We start from the raw sequence: 19,631 nt of genomic DNA, 5'->3' as shown, positions 1-19,631 counted from the left end.
ATGTCGTGCCGACACCCGCTCCCCCGCCGGGCTGTGGCACGCTCTTTCCATGACCGACAGCAACCGCCCTGATCACACCGCCGCGCCACCACTCAGCCCAGAGCTGCGGGCGCACTTCGCCCCGCTCCTGCGCGGCACGCTGGTGGAGCGGTGCGGGATGGAGCTGCTGACGCTGGATGCCTCGGGCGGGACGATCAGCATGCCGGTGACGGGCAACCTGCAGCCGGCCGGGCTGCTGCACGGCGGTGCGACGATCGCACTGGCGGAGACCATCGCGTCCTTCTCGGCGATCCTGCGGGCCCGTGAGGTCCACGGCGAGGGGGCGCAGGCGGTGGGGACCTCCGTCTCCGCTCTGCACCATCGCTCGGCGAAGCAGGGCAACGTGATGGGAACCTGCCGGGCCCTCCACCTCGGGCGCCAGGTGGCCAGCTATCTGGTGGAGGTGCACGACGAGCAGGGCACGCTGCTGAGCACGATCACCGTCTCCACCCAGCTGCTCGCACCACGCTGACGCCTCCCACCGATCTGACCGGCCGGCATGCGACGCGTCACGCTCCCGCCCGTCCTACTCGGGCGCCTCGAAGTTCTTCGCTGTGCCGGGCTCCAGCACATTGGCCTCTGACCAAGTGTACTCACGGAGCTCTCCGAGCCGGGCGTCGAACTCAGGCCCCAGCTCGAACTTCCCCATCCTCCCGGAGTACGCGACCGTCGCAGTCTCCTCCGCCTCCAGGCCCGTCCTCATCACCTGCCGGCACATGCCGTAGTCGGTGCAGGCCTCCGAGCCGGTCAAGATCGCCGGGATCGCCCCCGCGAGCGCGGTCCCCTCGACCGAGAGCGCATGCTGAGCTGCCAGGCAGGCCATCGTGAACGCGTCGTATCCCTGCTGCGAATAGGCGTATCCGGTGCGCAGGAAGTCGGCATTGAGGTTGAGCATCATATTCTGGTGCTCCTTCGTGATCTCTGCGCCGGGTTCATAGCTGGTCGCCGAGGTGAGGCATTCGGGCACGAGGTCCTCCGCCACCTGCTCCCGCGAGAAGTCGACCGTCGCCGCCGGCGCGAGGCGCTTGGGGAACTCGACCTTGGGGCGCTGGCCGGGATCTAGGGTCGCCGAGTAGAGCGCCGACAGGAAGGGCGCCGCCTCTGCACCGCCGTTGAAGTTCAGCAGAGCTGGCGGAGCGTCCATCACCGCCTTCACCCGGGCCGCGATGTCACCGAAGTTCCCGACCTCGTAGAACTGCTGGGAGACCACGCTCCCGTTGCGTGGGACGAGTTCCTGCTCGAGCTCGTAGAGCAGGCTCCGGCCCTGCAGGGTGTCCTCCGAGAGATAGGCGATCGTCCCCTGCGGCCCGGCCTTCTCCGCCGTGCTGCCCAGCGCGATATCCGCATACTGCAGCGCCATCGTGAGGTCCGAGGGAGAGAGCCGCACCAGCAGGTTCGCCGTCTGCACCTCGGGCTGGCGCAGATCGCGTCCGGAGGTGAACACATCGATCACCGCAATCCCCGCCTCGACCAGGGCCGGCATCGCCGCGATCAGCGACTCCTCATCGATCGAGGTGATCACACAGGTCACACCAGAATCGGCCATGCCCTGGATGACCGGGGTGAGATCCTCCCCCGGCTCCTGCATCACATACCGGTCGGAGAGCTCGACCTCGTACCCGAACAGCCCGTCCCATCGCGCGTTCACGTCGATCCTGGCCATGGTGATCGACACCGCGATCGCTTCCTCGAACTTCGCCATCCGGCCGTAGTTCGCACCGATCTGGCCGATCACCAGAGGCGTCTCGGGCTCCGAGAGGGCTTCAGCGGTAGGCGGGGGCGTGGTCGCACGGCGGCGGCCTCGACGCATCCCGCCTTCGCCGCAGGCCGTCAGCGCGCCGGCACCGAGCATCCCCGCTCCGAGCCCGCGCACCAGCGTACGTCGTGAGATCGCCATAGCCCCGCTGCTCCCCTTCTCGTCCCGGCCCACCCCGGCCCTGGTGACCTCAGTCCTTGCTCTGACCGCCCAGCTGATCGATCACGGCATCCGCCACCTCGCGCATCGTCAGGCGACGATCCATCGAGGTCTTCTGGATCCAGCGGAACGCCTCCGGCTCGGACAGTCCCATGTTGGTCTGCAGCAGGCCCTTGGCGCGGTCCACGCGCTTGCGGGTCTCGAAGCGCTCCCCGAGGTCGGCGATCTCGGACTCCAGCTGCGTGATCTGCTGGAAGCGCGAGATCGCGATCTCGATCGCCGGGAGCAGATCAGCGGGGGTGAAGGGCTTGACGACGTACGCCATCGCGCCGGCGTCCCGTGCGCGCTCGACCAGCTCGGTCTGCGAGAAGGCGGTGAGCATGACGACCGGCGCCAGGTTCTCCTCGCCGATCCGCTCGGCCGCGGTGACGCCGTCCATCTGCGGCATCTTGACATCCATCACCACCACATCGGGGCGCAGCTCGCGGGCCTTCGCCACGGCGCTCTCGCCGTCACCCACGGCTGCCAGCACCTCGAATCCGGCCTCGGTGAGGGTCTCGACGATGTCCATGCGGATGAGGCTCTCGTCCTCAGCCACCACGGCAGTGCGACGCGGCGCACCGTCACCGGGCAGAGTCTCGTCCTGGGCGTCGTCGGGAAGTGAAGTCATATCGTCAGTCATGTCGCCCTGTGTCTCGGTGTGGGCCTGGCGTACAGGTGGCGTGCACCCGCGCGTTCGAGGCCGGTGGTCATCAGCGGTATCCTAATCCAGCACTCCCTCGTGGGGGGCCAGCCGGGTTGGCGGAATGGTAGACGCGGCGCACTCAAAATGCGCTGTCCGTGAGGGCGTGCGGGTTCGAGTCCCGCACCCGGCACCAGTTCCAACATCACAATGGCGCCCGACGGCTTTACAGCCGCGGGCGCCATTGTCGTGATGAGGGTCTCGCTCAGCCCTCCTGACTCGCTGCGCTCCTACCGCTCGCGAGCTCGCAGAACGTCGCTCAGCCCTGCTGGATCAGCCCTGCGGGCCGGCGGCGATGTTGCTCGCCTCGATGCGAGCCGACTCGGTGCCGTCGAGGTCACCGATGCGGTGCACGCGCAGGGTGTTGGTCGAGCCGTGGACGCCGGGGGGCGAACCGGCGGCGACGATGACCAGGTCGTTCTTCTGGAGGCCCTTCTGCTCGCGGAGCAGATCGTCGACCTTGCCGACCATTGCGTCGGTGTCGTTCTGCATCGGCACCAGGTGCGACTCGATGCCCCAGGTCAGGGACAGCTGGCGGGCGACCTCGGGGTACGGGGTCAGCGCCAGCAGGGGGATGGTGGGCCGCAGGCGAGAGAGCCGGCGGGCGGTGTCTCCGGACTCGGTGAAGGTCACCAGGTACTGCGCGGAGAGCTGATCGCCGATCTCGGCGGCCGCGCGGGTGATCGCACCGCCGCGGGTGTGCGGAATGGTGCCCAGCGGGAGGATGCGGTCTGCGCCGTTCTCCTCCGTGTTGGTGATGATGCGTGCCATGGTGCGCACGGCCTCGAAGGGGTACTTGCCCACGCTGGTCTCGCCCGAGAGCATGACCGCATCGGCACCGTCGAGGATCGCGTTCGCGCAGTCCGATGCCTCTGCACGCGTGGGACGCGGGCTCTCGATCATCGACTCGAGCACCTGGGTGGCGACGATCACGGGCTTCGCGTTGCGGCGGGCCAGCTCGATGGCGCGCTTCTGCACCAGCGGGACCTGCTCCAGCGGCATCTCGACACCCAGGTCGCCGCGGGCGACCATGATGCCGTCGAAGGCGCCGACGATCGAGCGCAGCGCCCGGACCGCCTGCGGCTTCTCGATCTTCGCGATGACGGGGACGCGGCGGCCCTCTTCCTGCATGATCCGCAGGACGTCATCCATGTCATGCGCGTCACGCACGAAGGACAGCGCGACGAGATCTGCGCCGAGGCGGAGGCCGAAGCGGAGGTCCGCCACGTCCTTCTCGCTCATGGCGGGCACGGACACGGCGACACCGGGCAGATTGATGCCCTTGTTGTTAGACACCGGTCCGGGGACCTCGACGACGGTGACGACCTCGGTCTCGGTCACCTCGGTGACGCGCACCGAGACCTTGCCGTCGTCGATCAGCAGCACGTCGCCGGGGCGGCAGTCGCCCGGCAGGCCCTTGAAGGTGGTCGAAACCCGTTCCCGGGTGCCCTCGATGTCATCGGTGGTGATGGTGAGGCTGTCGCCCACCTCGAGCTTGTGCGGGCCGTCGGTGAACTTTCCGAGCCGGATCTTCGGACCCTGCAGATCGACCAGCACGGCGACGTTCTTGCCGAGGTCCTCCGCGGCACGACGGATGTTCGCGTAGACCTTCGCGTGATCATCGTGCGTTCCGTGGCTGAAGTTCATCCGGGCGACATTCATCCCCGCTTCGATCAGCGTTCGGACCTGCTCGTAGGAATCGGTCGCCGGCCCGAGTGTGCAGACGATCTTGGCTTTCCGCATGTCAACCCATCTGTAGTTCGTATGTAGGGCCGCGACCCTAGTCAGCGGGCCCGCGCGCGTGCGCTGCCCAAGGGCCGCAGCATCGCGTGTCGAACCCTAGTCTTTCATACTGTGACAGGCTTCTCGCCGGGGCGCACGGGCTGTGGCAGGGACGTGACCCCCATCAGGTGCTCATCCACCGCTGCGGCGCATGAGCGACCCTCCGCGATCGCCCACACGATGAGGCTCTGACCGCGTGCGCAGTCCCCCGCGGTGAACACCCCGTCCACACTGGTGGCCCAGTCGGCATCGTGCACGATGTTGCCGCGTGAGGTGATGTCCACTCCCAGCGTGGTGAGCAGCCCCTCCTCACTGGCACCGGTGAAGCCCATGGCGATCAGCACGAGCGTGGCGGGCAGCACCGTCGCGGTGTCCGGGGTGGGCACGCGGGTGCCGTCGACGAAGCGGGTGCGTGCGACCTCGAGCCCGCTGACCGCGCCCTCGGAGTCGACCTCGAAGCCGGTGGTCGAGGCGAGATAGGAGCGGTCGCCGCCCTCCTCGTGCGCGGTGGACACCTCGAACAGGACCGGGTGGATGGGCCAGGGCTGGCGCTCGTCCCGCGCGGACGGCGGCTGGGTGCCGATCGCGAGGGTCGTCACCGAGCGGGCCCCCTGCCGCAGGGCGGTGCCCAGGCAGTCGGCGCCGGTATCGCCGCCGCCGATGATCACGACGTCCTTGCCCTCGGCCGAGAGCGGATCCTCGATCCAGTCCCCCTCCACCAAACGGTTCGCCTGGGTGAGGTATTCCATCGCCGGGTGGATGCCAGTGGCCTCGCGGCCGGGGACGGTGAGCTCGCGCGGGACGCTCGCACCGGTGGCGAGCACCACTGCGTCGAAGCGGGAGCGGAGCTCCTCGACGCTCAAGGCGCCCTCCCCCGTGCCGCCCACGTCGATACCGGTGCGGAAGCGGGTGCCCTCGGCGCGCATCTGCTGAAGGCGTCGGTCCACGAAGCGCTTCTCGAGCTTGAACTCGGGGATGCCGTAGCGCATGAGGCCGCCGAGGCGGTCGTCGCGCTCGAGCACCACCACGGAGTGACCGGCCCGGGTGAGCTGCTGAGCGGCGGCCAGGCCCGCAGGGCCCGAGCCGACGACGGCGACCGAGCGGCCGGTCTGGCGGGTGGGCTCGACCGGATCGAGCCAGCCCTCCTCGAAGGCCCGCTCGACGATCGAGAGCTCGATGTTCTTGATCGTCACCGGTGGCTGGTTGATGCCCAGCACGCAGCTGGACTCGCACGGCGCCGGGCAGGCGCGGCCGGTGAACTCCGGGAAGTTGTTGGTGGCGTGCAGGCGCTCGCTCGCCTCCCGCCAATCCTCCCGGTAGACCAGGTCGTTCCACTCGGGGATCAGGTTGCCCAGCGGGCAGCCCTGGTGGCAGAAGGGGATGCCGCAGTTCATGCAGCGCCCGGCCTGGCGGGAGACGACGTCGAGGGTGCCCTTCTCACGAGCCTCGTACACCTCGCGCCAGTCCATCAGTCGCAACGGCACGGGCCGGCGGGCCGGCAGCTCACGGTCTCGGTAGCGCAGGAATCCGCGGGGATCAGCCATGGGTGGCCTCCAGTATCTCGTTCCAGACATCGTTCGCATCGGGGTCGTTGCCCCGGGCCACCGCATCCTCACGGAGCGCGGTGATGGTGAGGAAGGCGCGCGGCGCGATCTCGGTGAGCCGACCGAACAGCTCCTCCTCGTCCGCGAGCAGCGCGGCCGCCCGGTCGGAGCCGGTGCGCGCGGCGTGATCACGCACCGCCTCAAGCACGAACTCGCGGTGCTCGTCCTTGACGGCGCTGAGCTCGAAGCCGGCGGCGTCGGCCGGATTCAGGCGGCTGGGATCCAGATCCAGCACGAACAGCGTGCCGCCGCTCATCCCGGCGCCGAGGTTGCGTCCCGTCGGGCCCAGCACCAGCACCGCACCGCCGGTCATGTACTCCGCGCCGTGGTCGCCGATGCCCTCGACCACGAGGGTGGCTCCGGAGTTGCGCACCCCGAACCGTTCCCCTGCCGCGCCGGCCAGCAGCAGACGGCCGCTGGTCGCTCCGTAGGCGCAGGTGTTCCCCGCGATCGGTGCGGAGGTCAGCGACGGCGAGGTCCCGGCACCGTGGCCCACAGCGATGATCCCGCCCGAGAGGCCCTTGCCGACGTAGTCGTTGGCGTCCCCGGTCAGATGCATGCTGATGCCTCGCGGCAGGAAGGCGCCGAAGGACTGCCCGCCGGTGCCGTCGAGATCGAGCACGATCGAGTCGTCGGGGAGCCCGTCGCCGCCGGTGCGGCGCGTGACCTCATGACCGAGCAGGGTGCCGGCGCTGCGCTGCACGTTGCGGAGCGTGTCGCGGAGGCAGATCGAGCGCTCGATCCCCTCGATCACGGCGTCGGCCTGCGCGATCCAGGAATGGTCGGGAGCACGGTCCAGGTGATGGTCCTGGCCACGTCGACGACGGGGGAAGTCCCCCTCGTGGATGGTCGGCGCGGCGAGGATCGCCGCGAGGTCCAGTCCCTCCCGCTTGGCGGCGCCGAGCGCGGTGCCGGCATGCCCACCCTCGGCCAGGGCAAGCAGGTCGCTGCGACCGATCGCCTCGTCGAGGGAGCGCAGTCCCAGGGCCGCCAGGTGCTCGCGCACCTGCTCGGCGATGAAGCGGAAGAAGGTCACCACATGCTCCGCCTTCCCAGTGAAGCGTGCGCGCAGCTCCGGGTTCTGGGTGGCGACGCCCACGGGGCAGGTGTCCAGGTGGCAGACGCGCATCATGACGCAGCCGGAGACGACCAGCGGGGCCGAGGCGAAGCCGTACTCCTCTGCGCCCAGCAATGCGGCGATCACGACGTCACGGCCGGTCTTCAGCTGGCCGTCGACCTGCACCGTGATCCGGTCCCGCAGGCCGTTCAGCAGCAGAGTCTGCTGCGTCTCGGCGAGGCCCAGCTCCCACGGGGTGCCCGCGTGCTTGAGCGAGTTCAGCGGACTCGCGCCGGTGCCGCCGTCATGGCCGGAGATCAGCACGACATCCGCATGCGCCTTGGAGACGCCCGACGCGACCGTGCCCACGCCGAAGCGGGAGACCAGCTTGACGTGAACGCGCGCAGCCGGGTTCGCGGACTTCGCGTCGTGGATCAGCTGGGCCAGGTCCTCGATCGAGTAGATGTCGTGGTGCGGCGGCGGGGAGATCAGCCCGATGCCGGGCGTGGAGTGCCGGGTGCGGGCGATCCACGGGTACACCTTCTCCGGCGGCAGCTGCCCGCCCTCACCGGGCTTGGCGCCCTGGGCGATCTTGATCTGGATGTCCTTGGCGAAGGTGAGGTACTCGCTGGTGACGCCGAAGCGGCCCGAAGCGATCTGCTTGATCGCGCTGCGGCGCTCCGGGTCGCGCAGGCGCTCGGGGTCCTCGCCGCCCTCGCCGCTGTTGGACATGCCGCCGAGCTGATTCATCGCGATCGCGAGCGTCTCGTGAGCCTCCTGGGAGATCGAGCCGTAGCTCATCGCGCCGGTCATGAAGCGACGGGTGATCGCGTCGACCCCCTCCACCTCCGTCAGCGGCACCGGCTCCAGGGCCCCGGTGCGCAGGCGCAGCAGGCCGCGGATGGTCATCAACCGCTCGTGCTGGTCGTCGACCTCGTCGGTGTAGCGGCGGAACTCCTCGTACTGACGGGTGCGCGTGGAGTGCTGGAGACGGAAGACCGCCTCGGGGGTGAACAGGTGCGGCTCGCCCTCGCGACGCCACTGGTACTCGCCGCCCACGGGGAGGCTGCGGTGCGCGGGGCGCTGGCCGTCCACCGGGTAGGCGAGTGCGTGGCGGGCCGCGTTCTCCTGAGCGATCACGTCGAGCGTGATGCCGCCGATCCGGCTGATGGTGCCGGAGAACCACTCCTCCACAAGGTCGTGGGCGAGACCGACAGCCTCGAAGATCTGCGCGCCGCGGTACGAGGCGACCGTCGCGATGCCCATCTTGGACATGATCTTCAGGACGCCCTTGCCGAGGGCCTTGTTGAGGTTCGCGACCGCCTTCTCGGGGGTCACGTCGCTGATCACGCCGCGCTCGACGAGCTCCTCGACGCTCTCCATCGCGAGATAGGGGTTGATCGCGCTCGCGCCGTAGCCGATCAGCAGCGCGGCATGGTGGACCTCGCGCACATCGCCCGCCTCGACCAGCAGCGCCGCAGAGGTGCGCCGCCCGGTGCGCACCAGGTGGTGCTGGACCGCGCTGGTGAGCAGGAGGGACGGGATCGGGGCGAGGACCTGGTTCGCATCGCGGTCCGAGAGCACCAGGAAGGTGGCGCCCTCGTCGATCGCGCGGCCCGCCTCCTCACAGATCTCGTGCAGGCGCAGCTCGAGCGCCGCGGTGCCGCCTCCCACGGGGTACAGGCCGCGCAGGCGCACGGTGTGGAAGTCGGCGGTGTCCGGGTTCGCGTCGATCGCGATGATCTTCGCGAGCTCGTCGTTGTCGAGGATCGGGAAGTCGAGGGACAGCTGGCGGGCATGCTGCGGGGTCGCGTCCAGCAGGTTGCGTGAGCGACCGAGCGTCACGCCCAGAGAGGTCACGATCTCCTCGCGCAGGGAGTCCAGGGGCGGGTTCGTCACCTGCGCGAACATCTGGGTGAAGTAGTCGAACAGGAGACGCGGACGCTCCGAGAGCACGGCGATGGGGGTGTCCGTGCCCATCGCACCGAGCGGCTCGGCGCCCATAGACGCCATCGGCGCGAGCAGGATGCGCAGCTCCTCCTCGGTGTAGCCGAAGGTCTGCTGGCGGCGCACCACGGAAGCGCGGGAGTGGGTGATGTGCTCGCGCTCGGGAAGCTCGGAGAGGGAGACCTTCTGCTCGCGCACCCAGGTGCGGTACGGGTGCTCGGTGGCGACCTCGCGGGTGATCTCCTCGCTGGGCACGATCTCGCCGCGCTCGAGATCGAGCAGGAAGATCTCCCCCGGCGCGACGCGGCCGGTGCGCACCACGCCGCTGCGCGGCAGGTCCACCAGACCCGTCTCCGAGCCGAGCACCACCAGGTCGTCCTCCATCACCCAGTAGCGCAGGGGACGCAGCCCGTTGCGGTCCAGACGCGCGCCCACCCGGGTGCCGTCGGTGAAGACGGCCGCGGCCGGGCCGTCCCATGGCTCCTGGAGCGCGGCATGGAACTCGTAGAAGGCTCGCAGGTCCGGGTCCATCGACTCGTCGTTCTCCCACGGCTCGGGGATGAGCATCATGAGGGAGTGCACGAGGGAGCGGCCGCTGAGGTGGAGCAGCTCGAGCGCCTCGTCGAGGCTCGCCGAGTCCGAGGCTCCAGGGGTGTTCACCGGCAGCAGGCGGGCGAAGTCCTCGCCGAAGGCACCGGTGACCATCGACCCCTCGGCCGCACGGAGCCGGTTGCGGTTGCCGATCACGGTGTTGATCTCGCCGTTGTGCGCGAGGGTGCGGAACGGCTGGGCGAGCGGCCAGGCCGGGAAGGTGTTCGTGGAGAACCTCGAGTGCACGACGGCGATCCGGGTGGCCAGGCGGGGATCGCGCAGGTCCGGGTAGAACTCGTCGAGCTGGAAGGGCGTGAGCATGCCCTTGTAGACCATCACTCGCGTGGAGAGGGAGGGGAAGTACCCGGCGGTGGCGTGCTCGACCCGGCGCCGCACCGCGAAGGCGGCCCGCTCGAGGTCCAGCCCGTTGCGCGCCTCGGCCGCATCGGCGAGGAAGACCTGGACCATGTCCGGCCGCACGGCCTCCGCCGAGGGGCCGACGAGCCCGTCGGTGGTGGGGACCTCGCGGATGCCCAGGAGCTGCAGCCCCTCCTCCGCGGAGATCCGCTCGACGGCGCCGAGGACCTCGGCCCGGCCCGCGGCGTCGCGCGGCACGAAGGCGGTGCCCGCGGCGTAGGAGCCCGCGGGCGGCAGGTCGAGCCCGCTGACCTCGCGCAGGAAGGCGTCCGGCAGCTGGAGGATGATGCCGGTGCCGTCGCCGGTGTTCTCCTCGGCGCCGACTGCGCCGCGGTGGTCGAGGTTGCGCAGCGCCGTGAGGGCGTGCTCGACGATGTGGTGTCCGGGCTCGCGGAGGGTGGCGATCATCGCCACGCCGCACGAGTCGACCTCGGAGTCGGGGTGGTAGAGGCCCTGCGGGCCGGGGAAGGACGAGAAACGGGAGGTGAGCGGGAGCATGACGCAGAGAGCCCTTCGGAGTGGGCGGCCAGTGACGGGTTCGTCGGATTCGAAGAGCACCCGGTGCCGGGGCTCGCCACCCGTCCTGGCGATCTGCGTCGCTCGGGGGTGCGGTGCCTACGGTCCGGGTGAGGGATCCGTGGCTGGGGACGGAGGCGTGCCGGACTTCTCCGTCTCGTCCTCGTCAGGGCCGTTGCCCGCCGTCTGCGCGGGCAGCTCGAAGGAACCGTCCGCGGCGACGACCTCTCCCCCACGCTGCTGCTTGCGATGGGTGAGCAGGAGGAACATGGCGACGCCCACCAGCGCCATCACGATCGCGACCACGGTGTGGATGCGCAGCGGGCCGATCATCAGCACCGGCTCGGAGCGGATCGCGTCGATCCAGGCGCGACCGGTGGAGTAGATCGCGACGTAGGCCCAGAAGATCCTGCCGCCGGCCCACTGGTAGCGGCGGCTGAGCAGCAGCAGCACGGCCAGGCCGGCGAGGAGCCACAGCTGCTCATACAGGAAGGTGGGGTGGTAGGTGCCGGGCACGCAGCCGCCGATGGTCTGTCCGTTGGTCACGCAGGTGACGTCCCAGGCCCACCAGGCGTTCAGCGGCGGGCCGTAGAGCTCCTGGTTGAACCAGTTCCCGGTGCGTCCCAGCGCCTGGGCGATCATCAGGGTGGGGGCGACGGTGTCGGCCAGGGCGGTGAAGGAGACGCCCTTCACCTTCGCCATGATCCACACTGCCAGCGCACCACCGGCGACTCCGCCGTAGATGGCGAGTCCGCCCTGCCAGATGTAGAGCACCGCGAGCGGGTCGCCGTCGGGTCCGAAGAAGGGCGCCGGCGAGGTGAGCACGTGCCAGATGCGGGAGCCGATGATGCCGGCGATCACCGCGACGAAGATGATGTCGAACAGCGTGTCGCCGTCTCCGCCGCGCTTCTCCCAGCGCTTGGTCGCCCACCACATCGCCACCGCGATCCCGGAGAGGATGCACAGGGCGTAGAAGTGGATCGTCAGCGGGCCGAGGGAGAGCGCAGAGATCGGAGAGCTGGGGATCATCGCGGCATCTCCTGTTCTCGGCTCATCGGGCTATCGGGGCTTCAGGTCATTCGCTGGCGGTCACGCGCGGGCGCGTTCGACGCCGGCGCGGAGGTCATCGGCCACGGCCGCGAGCGCGGTGCGGGCTGCGGCGTCGTCGTCCTGGTTCTCGAGCAGGGCACGGACGAACGCGGACCCGACGATAACTCCATCAGCGTACGCGCCGACCTGGGAGGCCTGTTCACCGTTCGAGACGCCGAGTCCCACGCAGACGTTCTTCGCGCCGGCCGCGCGAGTGCGCTCGACCAGGCCCTCCGTCGCTGCGGAGACGCTCGCGCGGGTTCCGGTCACGCCCATGGTGCTCGCTGCGTACACGAAGCCCCGGGTGTGCGAGACCACATGCTCGAGCCGATCACGGGGCGAGCTGGGCGCGACCAGGAACACCCGGTCCACGCCGTGCTTCTCGCTCGCGGCGATCCAGTCCGCGCCTTCATCGGGGATCAGATCCGGGGTGATCACGCCGGCGCCGCCGGCTGCGGCGAGATCGCGGGCGAAGGCGTCGGGCCCGTAGGCGAGGATCGGGTTCCAGTAGCTCATCACGAGGATCGCGGCGCCGCGGCCGGAGAGCGCCTCGACGGCCTGGAGCACGTGGCGGGTGCGGGTCCCGCCCTCGAGTGCGGCGGCGGCGGCCTCCTGGATGACCGCTCCGTCCATGACCGGATCGGAATAGGGCAGTCCCAGCTCGATCATGTCGGCGCCGTGGTCGATGAGGATCCGCGCGGCCTCGATCGAGCGCTCCAGATCCGGGAAGCCGACGGGGAGGTAGGCGATCAGCGCGGCCCGGTTCTCGGCGCGGGCGCGGTCCAGGACCTCGTCTGCGCGCAGGCGGTGGTTCTCAGCGGTGGTCATCGGGACTCCTCTGCCGGGTCGGTGGTCTCACGGGCCGCAGCGCGCAGCGCGGACAGATCGGCGCGGGCGGGCTCGTCCCCGACCAGGCCGAACCAGCGCGAGGCGGTGTCCACGTCCTTGTCCCCGCGGCCGGAGAGGCTCACCAGGATGACGGCGTCCTCGCCGAGCTCACGGCCCAGCACCAGCGCACCGGCCAGGGCGTGGGCGGACTCGATCGCGGGCATGATGCCCTCGGTCATGGACAGCAGGGCGAAGGCCTCCATGGCGGGGCCGTCGTCGATCGCGCGGTACTCGGCGCGGCCGATGTCCGCCAGCCAGGCGTGCTCGGGGCCGACGCTGGGATAGTCCAGGCCAGCGGAGACCGAGTGGGAGGGGATCGTCTGGCCGTCCTCGTCCTGCATCACGAAGCTGCGGGCTCCGTGGAGCACGCCGGGGGTGCCGCCGGTGATGGTCGCGGAGTGGCGACCGGTGGAGATCCCGTCGCCGCCGGCCTCGCAGCCGATCAGGCGCACCAGCGGGTCGGTGTCGTCGAGGAAGGCGTGGAAGATCCCCATCGCGTTGGAGCCGCCGCCCACGCAGGCGACCACCGCGTCGGGCAGGCGGCCCACCCGCTCGAGGGTCTGCGCCCGGGCCTCCTCGCCGATGATGCGGTGGAAGTCGCGCACCATGGCCGGGAAAGGGTGCGGGCCGGCGACGGTGCCCAGCAGGTAGTGGGTGGTCTCGACGTTCGCGACCCAGTCGCGGAATGCCTCGTTGATCGCGTCCTTGAGGGTGCGTGAACCCTGCTCGACAGCGATCACCTCCGCACCCAGCAGGCGCATCCGTGCGACGTTGAGCGCCTGGCGCTCGGTGTCCTCGCCGCCCATGTAGATGGTGCAGTCGAGGCCGAACAGCGCTGCTGCGGTGGCCGTTGCGACCCCGTGCTGGCCGGCACCGGTCTCGGCGATCACCCGCGTCTTGCCCATGCGCTTGGTCAGCAGCGCCTGCCCGAGGACGTTGTTGATCTTGTGGCTGCCGGTGTGGTTGAGGTCCTCGCGCTTGAGCAGGATGCGGGCACCGCCGGCGAGCTGGGAGAAGCGCGGCGCCTCGGAGAGCAGGGAGGGCCGCCCGGTGTATTCGGCGGCGAGGTGCTGCAGCTCGGCGATGAACTCGGGGTCGATGATCGCCTTCTCGTACATCTCGGTGAGCTCATCGAGGGCGGGCACCAGCGCCTCGGGCAGGAAGCGGCCACCGAAATCACCGAAGTAGGGACCCGCCTCGGAGCGCAGCTCGGAGAGCGGGCGCGTGAGGTCGGTGACGACTCGTTCGGAGAGGGAACGTTCGTGGTCGGGGCTGCTCATGCCTGAGCTCCTTCCGTGAGGGGGCGGCCGCGACGGGCCACCTGGCGGTACGACGTCACTGCAGCGGCCGGGTCTCCCGAGGTGACGAGCGCTTCGCCGACCAGCACCGCGTCGGCGCCGGCGGCGGCGTAGGCCTCGACGTCCGCCACCGAGAGGACGGCGGACTCACCGATCGCGAGCGGCCCCGCCGGGATGCGGCGCAGCAGGTCCGCGGCCCGCCCGAGGTCGACGCTGAGGTCCTTGAGGTTGCGGGCGTTGACTCCGATGATGTCCGCTCCGAGCGCGAGTGCACGGTCCAGCTCCTGGTCGGTGTGGACCTCCACCAGCGCCTGCATGCCGAGCTCCATGATGAGCTCGTACAGCTCGCGCAGCTGGGCGTCGTCGAGGGCGGCCACGATCAGCAGCACCAGGTCGGCACCGTGGGCACGGGCCTCGAACACCTGGTACGGCTCGACCACGAAGTCTTTGCGCAGCACGGGCACCTCGACCCGGGCACGGACCGCATCGAGATCGGCGAGGGTTCCGCGGAAGCGGCGCTGTTCGGTGAGCACACTGATCGCGGAGGCGCCTGCGCGGGCATAGACGGCGGCGAGCTCGGCCGGCTCCGGGATCTCGGCGAGAGCTCCCTTGGAGGGGCTGGCACGCTTGACCTCGGCGATCAGGCCCATAGTGGTGCCATCACCGCGCAGGCTCGCCCGGGCATCCAGAGCCGGACCGGCAGCCCTGGCCAGGCGCTGGATCTCGACATCGGGCACGGCGGCGCGACGCGGCGCGAGGTCCTCGCGCACGCCGTCGATGATCTCATCGAGGACGGTTCCGGTGGTGGTCACGCATGCCTCCTGCAGCAGGTCGGAGCGGTACGGCACGCTGTGCCGCGGGTTCCGCAAGGGTGGCCGGCGGGCGGGGTCAGCCGCCGACGAAGGAGATCGGGGCGAGGAACCAGAAAGCTGGCAGGTTCCTCAGCACCGCGAACAGGACTGCGATGCCGACCAGACCCAGCAGCACCGGCTTCGAGGGCATCAGGTCGGTGCGCAGTCCTCGGGCACGACGCACCGCCCAGGTCAGGAGCCCGGCCGCGACCAGAGGGATCGCAATGGTCACCAGCGCATTGCTCCGCAACGCGAGCAACAGATCACCGGCGAGCAGGGAGTGCACGGCACGGATCGCTCCGCAGCCGGGGCACTCCAGCCCCGTGAGGTGATTCAGGATGCACAGCGGGATGTGGGTGCGGAACGGGTCGAAGACCAGCTGCACCCCGGCCGCGACGGCCACGCCGCCGATGCCGATCGCGAGCGGCAGGAGAGCCCGACGAGGGCTGCGGGCGGGAGCGTGGAGCACGGCGCCGCCGTGCCCACTCCTCGCCGCGTCGATCACCTGGCGTCGGCCTCGGCGGGCACATTGCCCCGTGCGTTGGTGCCGCCATCGGCGGGCACATGTCCCCGCGCGTTCGCGCCGCCATCGGCGGTGACCTCGGCGGAGAGCTGGCTGTAGCCGCGGGGCTGGCCGAGCCCGGCCAGGGAGAGCACAACACCGACCACGATGGCCAGCACGATGATGCCGGCGCCGATCCAGATCAGAATCGTCATGTCCGACAGGATCATGCCGGCCGCGATGGGGATCGAACCGAGGACGATGCCGAGGTTCATGGTCCAGCCCGCAACGGTCTTGCCCTCGTTGTGATGAGGGGGCGGCGGCACAGCGTAGGTCTTCGGCATGATCCTTCTCCAGTCAGGGTCCCGGTCGGGGCCATTGTGCCACGTCATCCGCCGTCCGAGGCGCCCGGTCCGCGGCGTGGCGCGAGGCCCCGTCGCATCCGGTGAGGAGGATCACCCGGCAGTGCCGGGCCGCCCCTGAACGGGAGGTTCGGGACGGTCCTCGCCCTCGCCCTCACCGCGAGCGGTGTCCTCGCTGTCCACCTCACCGCTGCTGAGGCTCGGGTCCTCACCGCGGGTGAGCGCGTCCCACGCTGCGGCAGGGTCCTCGGCGGGATCACCGCGACGCACAGGCGCCGCCAGTGCCGCGCTGCGATAACGGCTGCCGGTCGGCCAGGACCGGCCGACCACGAGTACGAGCACGCCGATCACGGCGACGGCGAGAGCCGGGATCAGGGTCAGCAGCGGCCAGGAGGTCGCCTCTGCCTGCACCGCGGCTCCCAGCACCCCGGTCGCGGAAGCCACTGCGGAGCCCGCGGCGTCCTGCGGGGCCTGCGCCGCAGAGAAGGCGGCGAAGGCCGCTCCCACGCCGGTCACGATCAGCACCGGTCCGGTGAGGAACCGCAGCCAGGCCGACGAGAGCGAGGTGGCGAGGGAGGCCGCGATCGCCGCCAGGGAGAGCGCGAGCACTGCCGGAGCCGCCTCCGACCCCAGCACCTCGACCTGCTGGGCGGTGCCGGTCAGATCGGGTGCGGTGGCGTGGATCCAGGTGGTGCGGGTCGCCCCGGCCAGCAGCGCGGAGGCTGCGGTCGCGGCGAGCACGGTGGCGCGGCGACCGAGGCGGGCAGGGTGCCGGGCCGGGGGCTGCTCGCTCATGCCGGGCGGAGGGTCTCGGCCGAGGCCGCGGCCCGCAGCGCGGCGGCGGCCTTGGACTGGGTCTCGCGGTGCTCCATGGTCGCGTCGGAATCTGCGACCACTCCCCCACCGGCCTGGACGTGAGCGGTGCCGTCCTTGATCACCGCGGTCCGGATCGCGATCGCCATGTCCATGTCACCGGCGAAGTCGATGTAACCGACGGTGCCTCCGTAGACGCCGCGTCGCACGGGCTCCAGGCGGTCGATGATCCGCATCGCCGAGGGCTTCGGCGCACCGGAGAGGGTCCCGGCCGGGAAGGTCGCGCGCAGCGCGTCATAGGCCAGTGCACCCTCGCGCAGATGGCCGGTGACGGTGGAGACGATGTGCTGGATGTGGGAGAAGCGCTGGATGTGCATGAAGTCGCGCACCACCACGGTGCCCGGGGCGCAGAACTTCTGCAGATCATTGCGGGCGAGGTCGACCAGCATCAGGTGCTCGGAGCGTTCCTTCGGGTCGGCGAGCAGTTCGCTGCCCAGGCGCTCGTCCTCCTCCGGCGTCGCGCCGCGCGGACGCGAGCCCGCGATCGGGTGGGTGGTGGCGGTGGTCCCGCGCACCGTCACCAAGGATTCGGGGCTGGCTCCGACCACGTCGATCGGCTCGCCCTCGGCGTCGACGGTCCGCAGCAGGTACATGTACGGGCTGGGGTTCATCCGCCGCAGCACGCGGTACACGTCCAGCGGGTCGGCGGAGACCGGCAGCGAGAACCGCTGCGAGGGCACCACCTGGAAGATCTCGCCGTCGATGATGTCCTGGACGGCCTCGTGGACGGCCCGCTCGTACTCGAGCTGGGAGGTGCGGGCCTTGGGCTCGAGCTCGCGCAACGCGTCATAGACGATCGGCCCGGTGCTCACCGGGGTGCGCAGCCGTTCGCGCATCCTCTCGAGCCTCGCGAGCGCGTCGTCGTAGGCGGCGTCGACCCCGTCGGCCGTGGCGTTGAGGTTCAGGGCGTTGGCGACCAGCACCACGGTCGAGTCATGGGCGTCATGGACCACCACGTCCTGGGCGAGCAACATCGAGAGGTCCGGCAACCCGATCTCGTCCGGTGGGGAGGCGTCCAGCTTCTCCCAGTGCCGCACGGCGTCGTAGGCGATGAAGCCGACCAGCCCACCCGAGAATGGCGGCAGATGCGGCTGCCGGGCGGCGTGGAAGGCGCTGGTGACCGCACGCAGCGCCTCCACCGGGCTGCCCGCGGTGGGGACCCCGGCCGGGACGTCGCCGCGCCAGTGCGCCTCGCCGTCGCGCTCGGTGAGGACGGCGCGCGCCCTGGTGCCGATGATCGAGTACCGCGATGCCTCTCCCTCGCCTGCCGATTCGAGCAGGAAAGTGCCACGGGTGTCACCATCGGCGGTGAGCCGACGGTAGAGCGAGACCGGGGTGTCCTCATCGGCCAGCAGGCGGACGCTGAGCGGCACTACCCGCTGCCGGGCGGCGAGCTCACGGAAGGTCGCCCGGTCCGGGGTGATCACGCCGAGCGCGTCCCCCTCCCGGCCGCCGACCTGCTCCGGATAGGCAGCCGCGCGGACGGGCTCGGCGGGCTCGGCAGTACCGTCGGTGCCCGGGCCGGTCAGGGGAAGGTCAGTCATGCCTGCGCTCCGTGGGGTCGAGGACGACGGCATCGAGATCGCCGCCGTCGAAGCAGGTGTCGGTCCCGCGATGGCAGGCCGCGCCGACCTGGTCCACCCGGATCAGCAGGGTATCGGCGTCGCAGTCCAGCGCGACGGAGCGGACCCACTGGACGTGACCGCTGGTGTCGCCCTTGCGCCAGTACTCCCCGCGGGAACGGGACCAGTAGGTGACGCGGCCGGTGCTGAGGGTGCGGTGCAGCGCCTCGTCATCCATCCAGCCCACCATCAGCACCCGCTGGTCGGTGGCGTCCTGCACCACAGCGGTCAGCAGGCCGTCGACGTCCCGCTTGAGGCGGGAGGCGAGGGCGCGGTCGAGACCGGAGACGGGCAGGGCACCGTCAGCGGAGGCGCGATCAGCGGTGCTCACAGTGCGCGCTCCAGCTCCTCGGCACGGTCGGCACGTTCCCAGGTGAACTCCGGCAGCTCACGGCCGAAGTGGCCGTGCACCGAGGTCAGCGAGTAGATCGGACGCAGCAGGTCCAGAGCGTCGATCAGGGCGGCGGGGCGCAGATCGAAGACCTTCCGCACCGCAGCGGCGATCTGGTGCGAGGGAGCGTGGCCGGTGCCGAAGGTCTCGACGTACAGACCCACCGGCTCGGCGACCCCGATCGCGTAGGCGACCTGCACCTCGCAGCGGTCCGCGAGACCGGCGGCGACGATGTTCTTCGCGATCCAGCGCATGGCGTAGGCACCGGAGCGGTCGACCTTCGAGGGGTCCTTGCCGGAGAACGCGCCCCCGCCGTGCCGGGCCATCCCGCCGTAGGTGTCCACGATGATCTTGCGGCCGGTCAGACCCGCATCGCCCTTGGGCCCGCCGAGCACGAAGCGGCCGGAGGGGTTGATGTGGGTGGTGACATCCGTGGTGTCCAGGCCCAGCGCTTCGAGATCCTCGAGCACCGGGGCGATGACAACCTTGGAGATCGCCGGTGCCAGCTGGGTGAGCAGGTCGACCTCCTCGCTGTGCTGAGTGGAGACCACGATCGCCTCGACGCTGCGGGCCACGCCGTCCTCGTCGTAGCCGATCGAGACCTGGGTCTTCCCGTCGGGGCGGAGGTAGGGCAGCACCCCGTCGCGGCGAGCGGTCGAGAGGTTGCGGGTCAGGCGGTGCGCGGCGTGGATCGGCAGCGGCATCAGCTCCGGGGTGTCCCGGCAGGCGTAGCCGAACATCAGTCCCTGGTCTCCGGCGCCGAGCCGCGCGAAGGCCTCTGCCGTGGAATCACCGCGAGCTTCGAGCGAGTTGTCGACACCCTGGGCGATGTCCGGGGACTGCGCGCCGATCGAGACCTGCACACCGCAGGAATCGGCGTCGAAGCCCTTCTCGGAGGAGTCGTAGCCGATCTCCCGGATCACATTGCGCACGATCGTCGAGACGTCGCTGTATCCGGAGGTGCGGACCTCCCCGGCGACGTGGACGAGCCCGGTGGTGACCAGCGTCTCCACCGCGACGCGCGCATCGCGGTCCTGGGCCAGCAGATCGTCGAGGATCGCGTCGGAGATCTGGTCGCAGATCTTGTCTGGGTGCCCTTCGGTGACCGATTCGGACGTGAAGGTGCGCAGCTCGCTGGAGGTCAT

General features: G+C 70.4%; 16 protein-coding genes and 1 tRNA gene. 2 read left to right on the top strand and 15 right to left on the bottom strand.

The annotated features are described in order from the left end of the window. The first annotated feature begins 49 nt into the window (after nucleotides 1-49). Complete coding sequence (locus tag ACT3SQ_RS07010) at nucleotides 50-511, top strand: hotdog fold thioesterase (RefSeq protein WP_441444067.1); 462 nt, start codon at nucleotides 50-52, stop codon at nucleotides 509-511. Nucleotides 512-565: 54 nt separating this feature from the next. Here the strand turns inward: ACT3SQ_RS07010 and ACT3SQ_RS07005 are convergent, their stop codons facing one another. After that, a complete protein-coding gene (locus ACT3SQ_RS07005) occupies nucleotides 566-1,936 on the bottom strand; it encodes an ABC transporter substrate-binding protein (protein WP_444600983.1) in 1,371 nt (456 codons plus the stop codon). A gap of 49 nt (nucleotides 1,937-1,985) precedes the next feature. Continuing rightward, nucleotides 1,986-2,636, bottom strand: a complete 651-nt coding sequence (locus ACT3SQ_RS07000) for an ANTAR domain-containing response regulator (RefSeq protein WP_444600982.1) — start codon at nucleotides 2,634-2,636, stop codon at nucleotides 1,986-1,988. Nucleotides 2,637-2,746: 110 nt separating this feature from the next. Between ACT3SQ_RS07000 and ACT3SQ_RS06995 the strand changes: the two genes are divergently transcribed. Continuing rightward, nucleotides 2,747-2,832: transfer RNA gene (locus tag ACT3SQ_RS06995), tRNA-Leu, on the top strand. A gap of 137 nt (nucleotides 2,833-2,969) precedes the next feature. Here ACT3SQ_RS06995 and pyk read toward each other — a convergent pair. The 13 genes from pyk to metK form a co-directional block, all read right to left on the bottom strand. Beyond that, nucleotides 2,970-4,439 (bottom strand): pyruvate kinase, encoded by a 1,470-nt coding sequence (gene pyk / locus ACT3SQ_RS06990; protein WP_441444070.1) that lies wholly within the window; start codon nucleotides 4,437-4,439, stop codon nucleotides 2,970-2,972. Between the two features lie 104 nt (nucleotides 4,440-4,543). Next, complete coding sequence (locus ACT3SQ_RS06985) at nucleotides 4,544-6,022, bottom strand: glutamate synthase subunit beta (RefSeq protein ID WP_441444071.1); 1,479 nt, start codon at nucleotides 6,020-6,022, stop codon at nucleotides 4,544-4,546. Beyond that, the gene (gene gltB, locus ACT3SQ_RS06980) at nucleotides 6,015-10,592 is read right to left on the bottom strand and encodes a glutamate synthase large subunit (RefSeq protein WP_441444072.1); all 4,578 of its coding nucleotides are present in this window, start codon (nucleotides 10,590-10,592) and stop codon (nucleotides 6,015-6,017) included. The genes ACT3SQ_RS06985 and gltB overlap by 8 nt, the downstream gene beginning before the upstream one ends. A 117-nt stretch (nucleotides 10,593-10,709) precedes the next feature. After that, nucleotides 10,710-11,639, bottom strand: a complete 930-nt coding sequence (gene lgt, locus ACT3SQ_RS06975) for a prolipoprotein diacylglyceryl transferase (protein ID WP_441444073.1) — start codon at nucleotides 11,637-11,639, stop codon at nucleotides 10,710-10,712. A 60-nt stretch (nucleotides 11,640-11,699) separates the two neighbouring features. Then, a complete protein-coding gene (trpA, locus tag ACT3SQ_RS06970) occupies nucleotides 11,700-12,527 on the bottom strand; it encodes a tryptophan synthase subunit alpha (protein ID WP_441444074.1) in 828 nt (275 codons plus the stop codon). Beyond that, complete coding sequence (gene trpB / locus ACT3SQ_RS06965; RefSeq protein ID WP_441444075.1) at nucleotides 12,524-13,867, bottom strand: tryptophan synthase subunit beta; 1,344 nt, start codon at nucleotides 13,865-13,867, stop codon at nucleotides 12,524-12,526. The genes trpA and trpB overlap by 4 nt, the downstream gene beginning before the upstream one ends. Next, nucleotides 13,864-14,697 (bottom strand): indole-3-glycerol phosphate synthase TrpC, encoded by an 834-nt coding sequence (gene trpC / locus ACT3SQ_RS06960; RefSeq protein WP_441444076.1) that lies wholly within the window; start codon nucleotides 14,695-14,697, stop codon nucleotides 13,864-13,866. Before trpC ends, trpB begins: the two co-directional genes overlap by 4 nt. Nucleotides 14,698-14,773: 76 nt before the next feature. Beyond that, nucleotides 14,774-15,205, bottom strand: a complete 432-nt coding sequence (locus tag ACT3SQ_RS06955; RefSeq protein WP_441444077.1) for a DUF2752 domain-containing protein — start codon at nucleotides 15,203-15,205, stop codon at nucleotides 14,774-14,776. A 32-nt stretch (nucleotides 15,206-15,237) separates the two neighbouring features. Then, nucleotides 15,238-15,582, bottom strand: coding sequence for an HGxxPAAW family protein (locus ACT3SQ_RS06950; protein ID WP_441444078.1), 345 nt, complete (start codon nucleotides 15,580-15,582; stop codon nucleotides 15,238-15,240). Nucleotides 15,583-15,693: 111 nt separating this feature from the next. Next, nucleotides 15,694-16,395, bottom strand: a complete 702-nt coding sequence (locus ACT3SQ_RS06945; protein ID WP_441444079.1) for a Trp biosynthesis-associated membrane protein — start codon at nucleotides 16,393-16,395, stop codon at nucleotides 15,694-15,696. Further along, the gene (locus ACT3SQ_RS06940) at nucleotides 16,392-18,017 is read right to left on the bottom strand and encodes an anthranilate synthase component I (protein ID WP_441444080.1); all 1,626 of its coding nucleotides are present in this window, start codon (nucleotides 18,015-18,017) and stop codon (nucleotides 16,392-16,394) included. The genes ACT3SQ_RS06945 and ACT3SQ_RS06940 overlap by 4 nt, the downstream gene beginning before the upstream one ends. Next, complete coding sequence (gene hisI, locus ACT3SQ_RS06935; protein WP_444600981.1) at nucleotides 18,010-18,426, bottom strand: phosphoribosyl-AMP cyclohydrolase; 417 nt, start codon at nucleotides 18,424-18,426, stop codon at nucleotides 18,010-18,012. The genes ACT3SQ_RS06940 and hisI overlap by 8 nt, the downstream gene beginning before the upstream one ends. After that, complete coding sequence (gene metK / locus ACT3SQ_RS06930) at nucleotides 18,423-19,631, bottom strand: methionine adenosyltransferase (protein ID WP_442331796.1); 1,209 nt, start codon at nucleotides 19,629-19,631, stop codon at nucleotides 18,423-18,425. Before metK ends, hisI begins: the two co-directional genes overlap by 4 nt.

This window comes from Brachybacterium sp. AOP42-C2-15 (assembly GCF_052377065.1).
Lineage (GTDB): Bacteria > Actinomycetota > Actinomycetes > Actinomycetales > Dermabacteraceae > Brachybacterium.
Note: the sequence above shows the minus strand (reverse complement) of the source record. Positions and strands in the feature narration are given on the sequence as shown.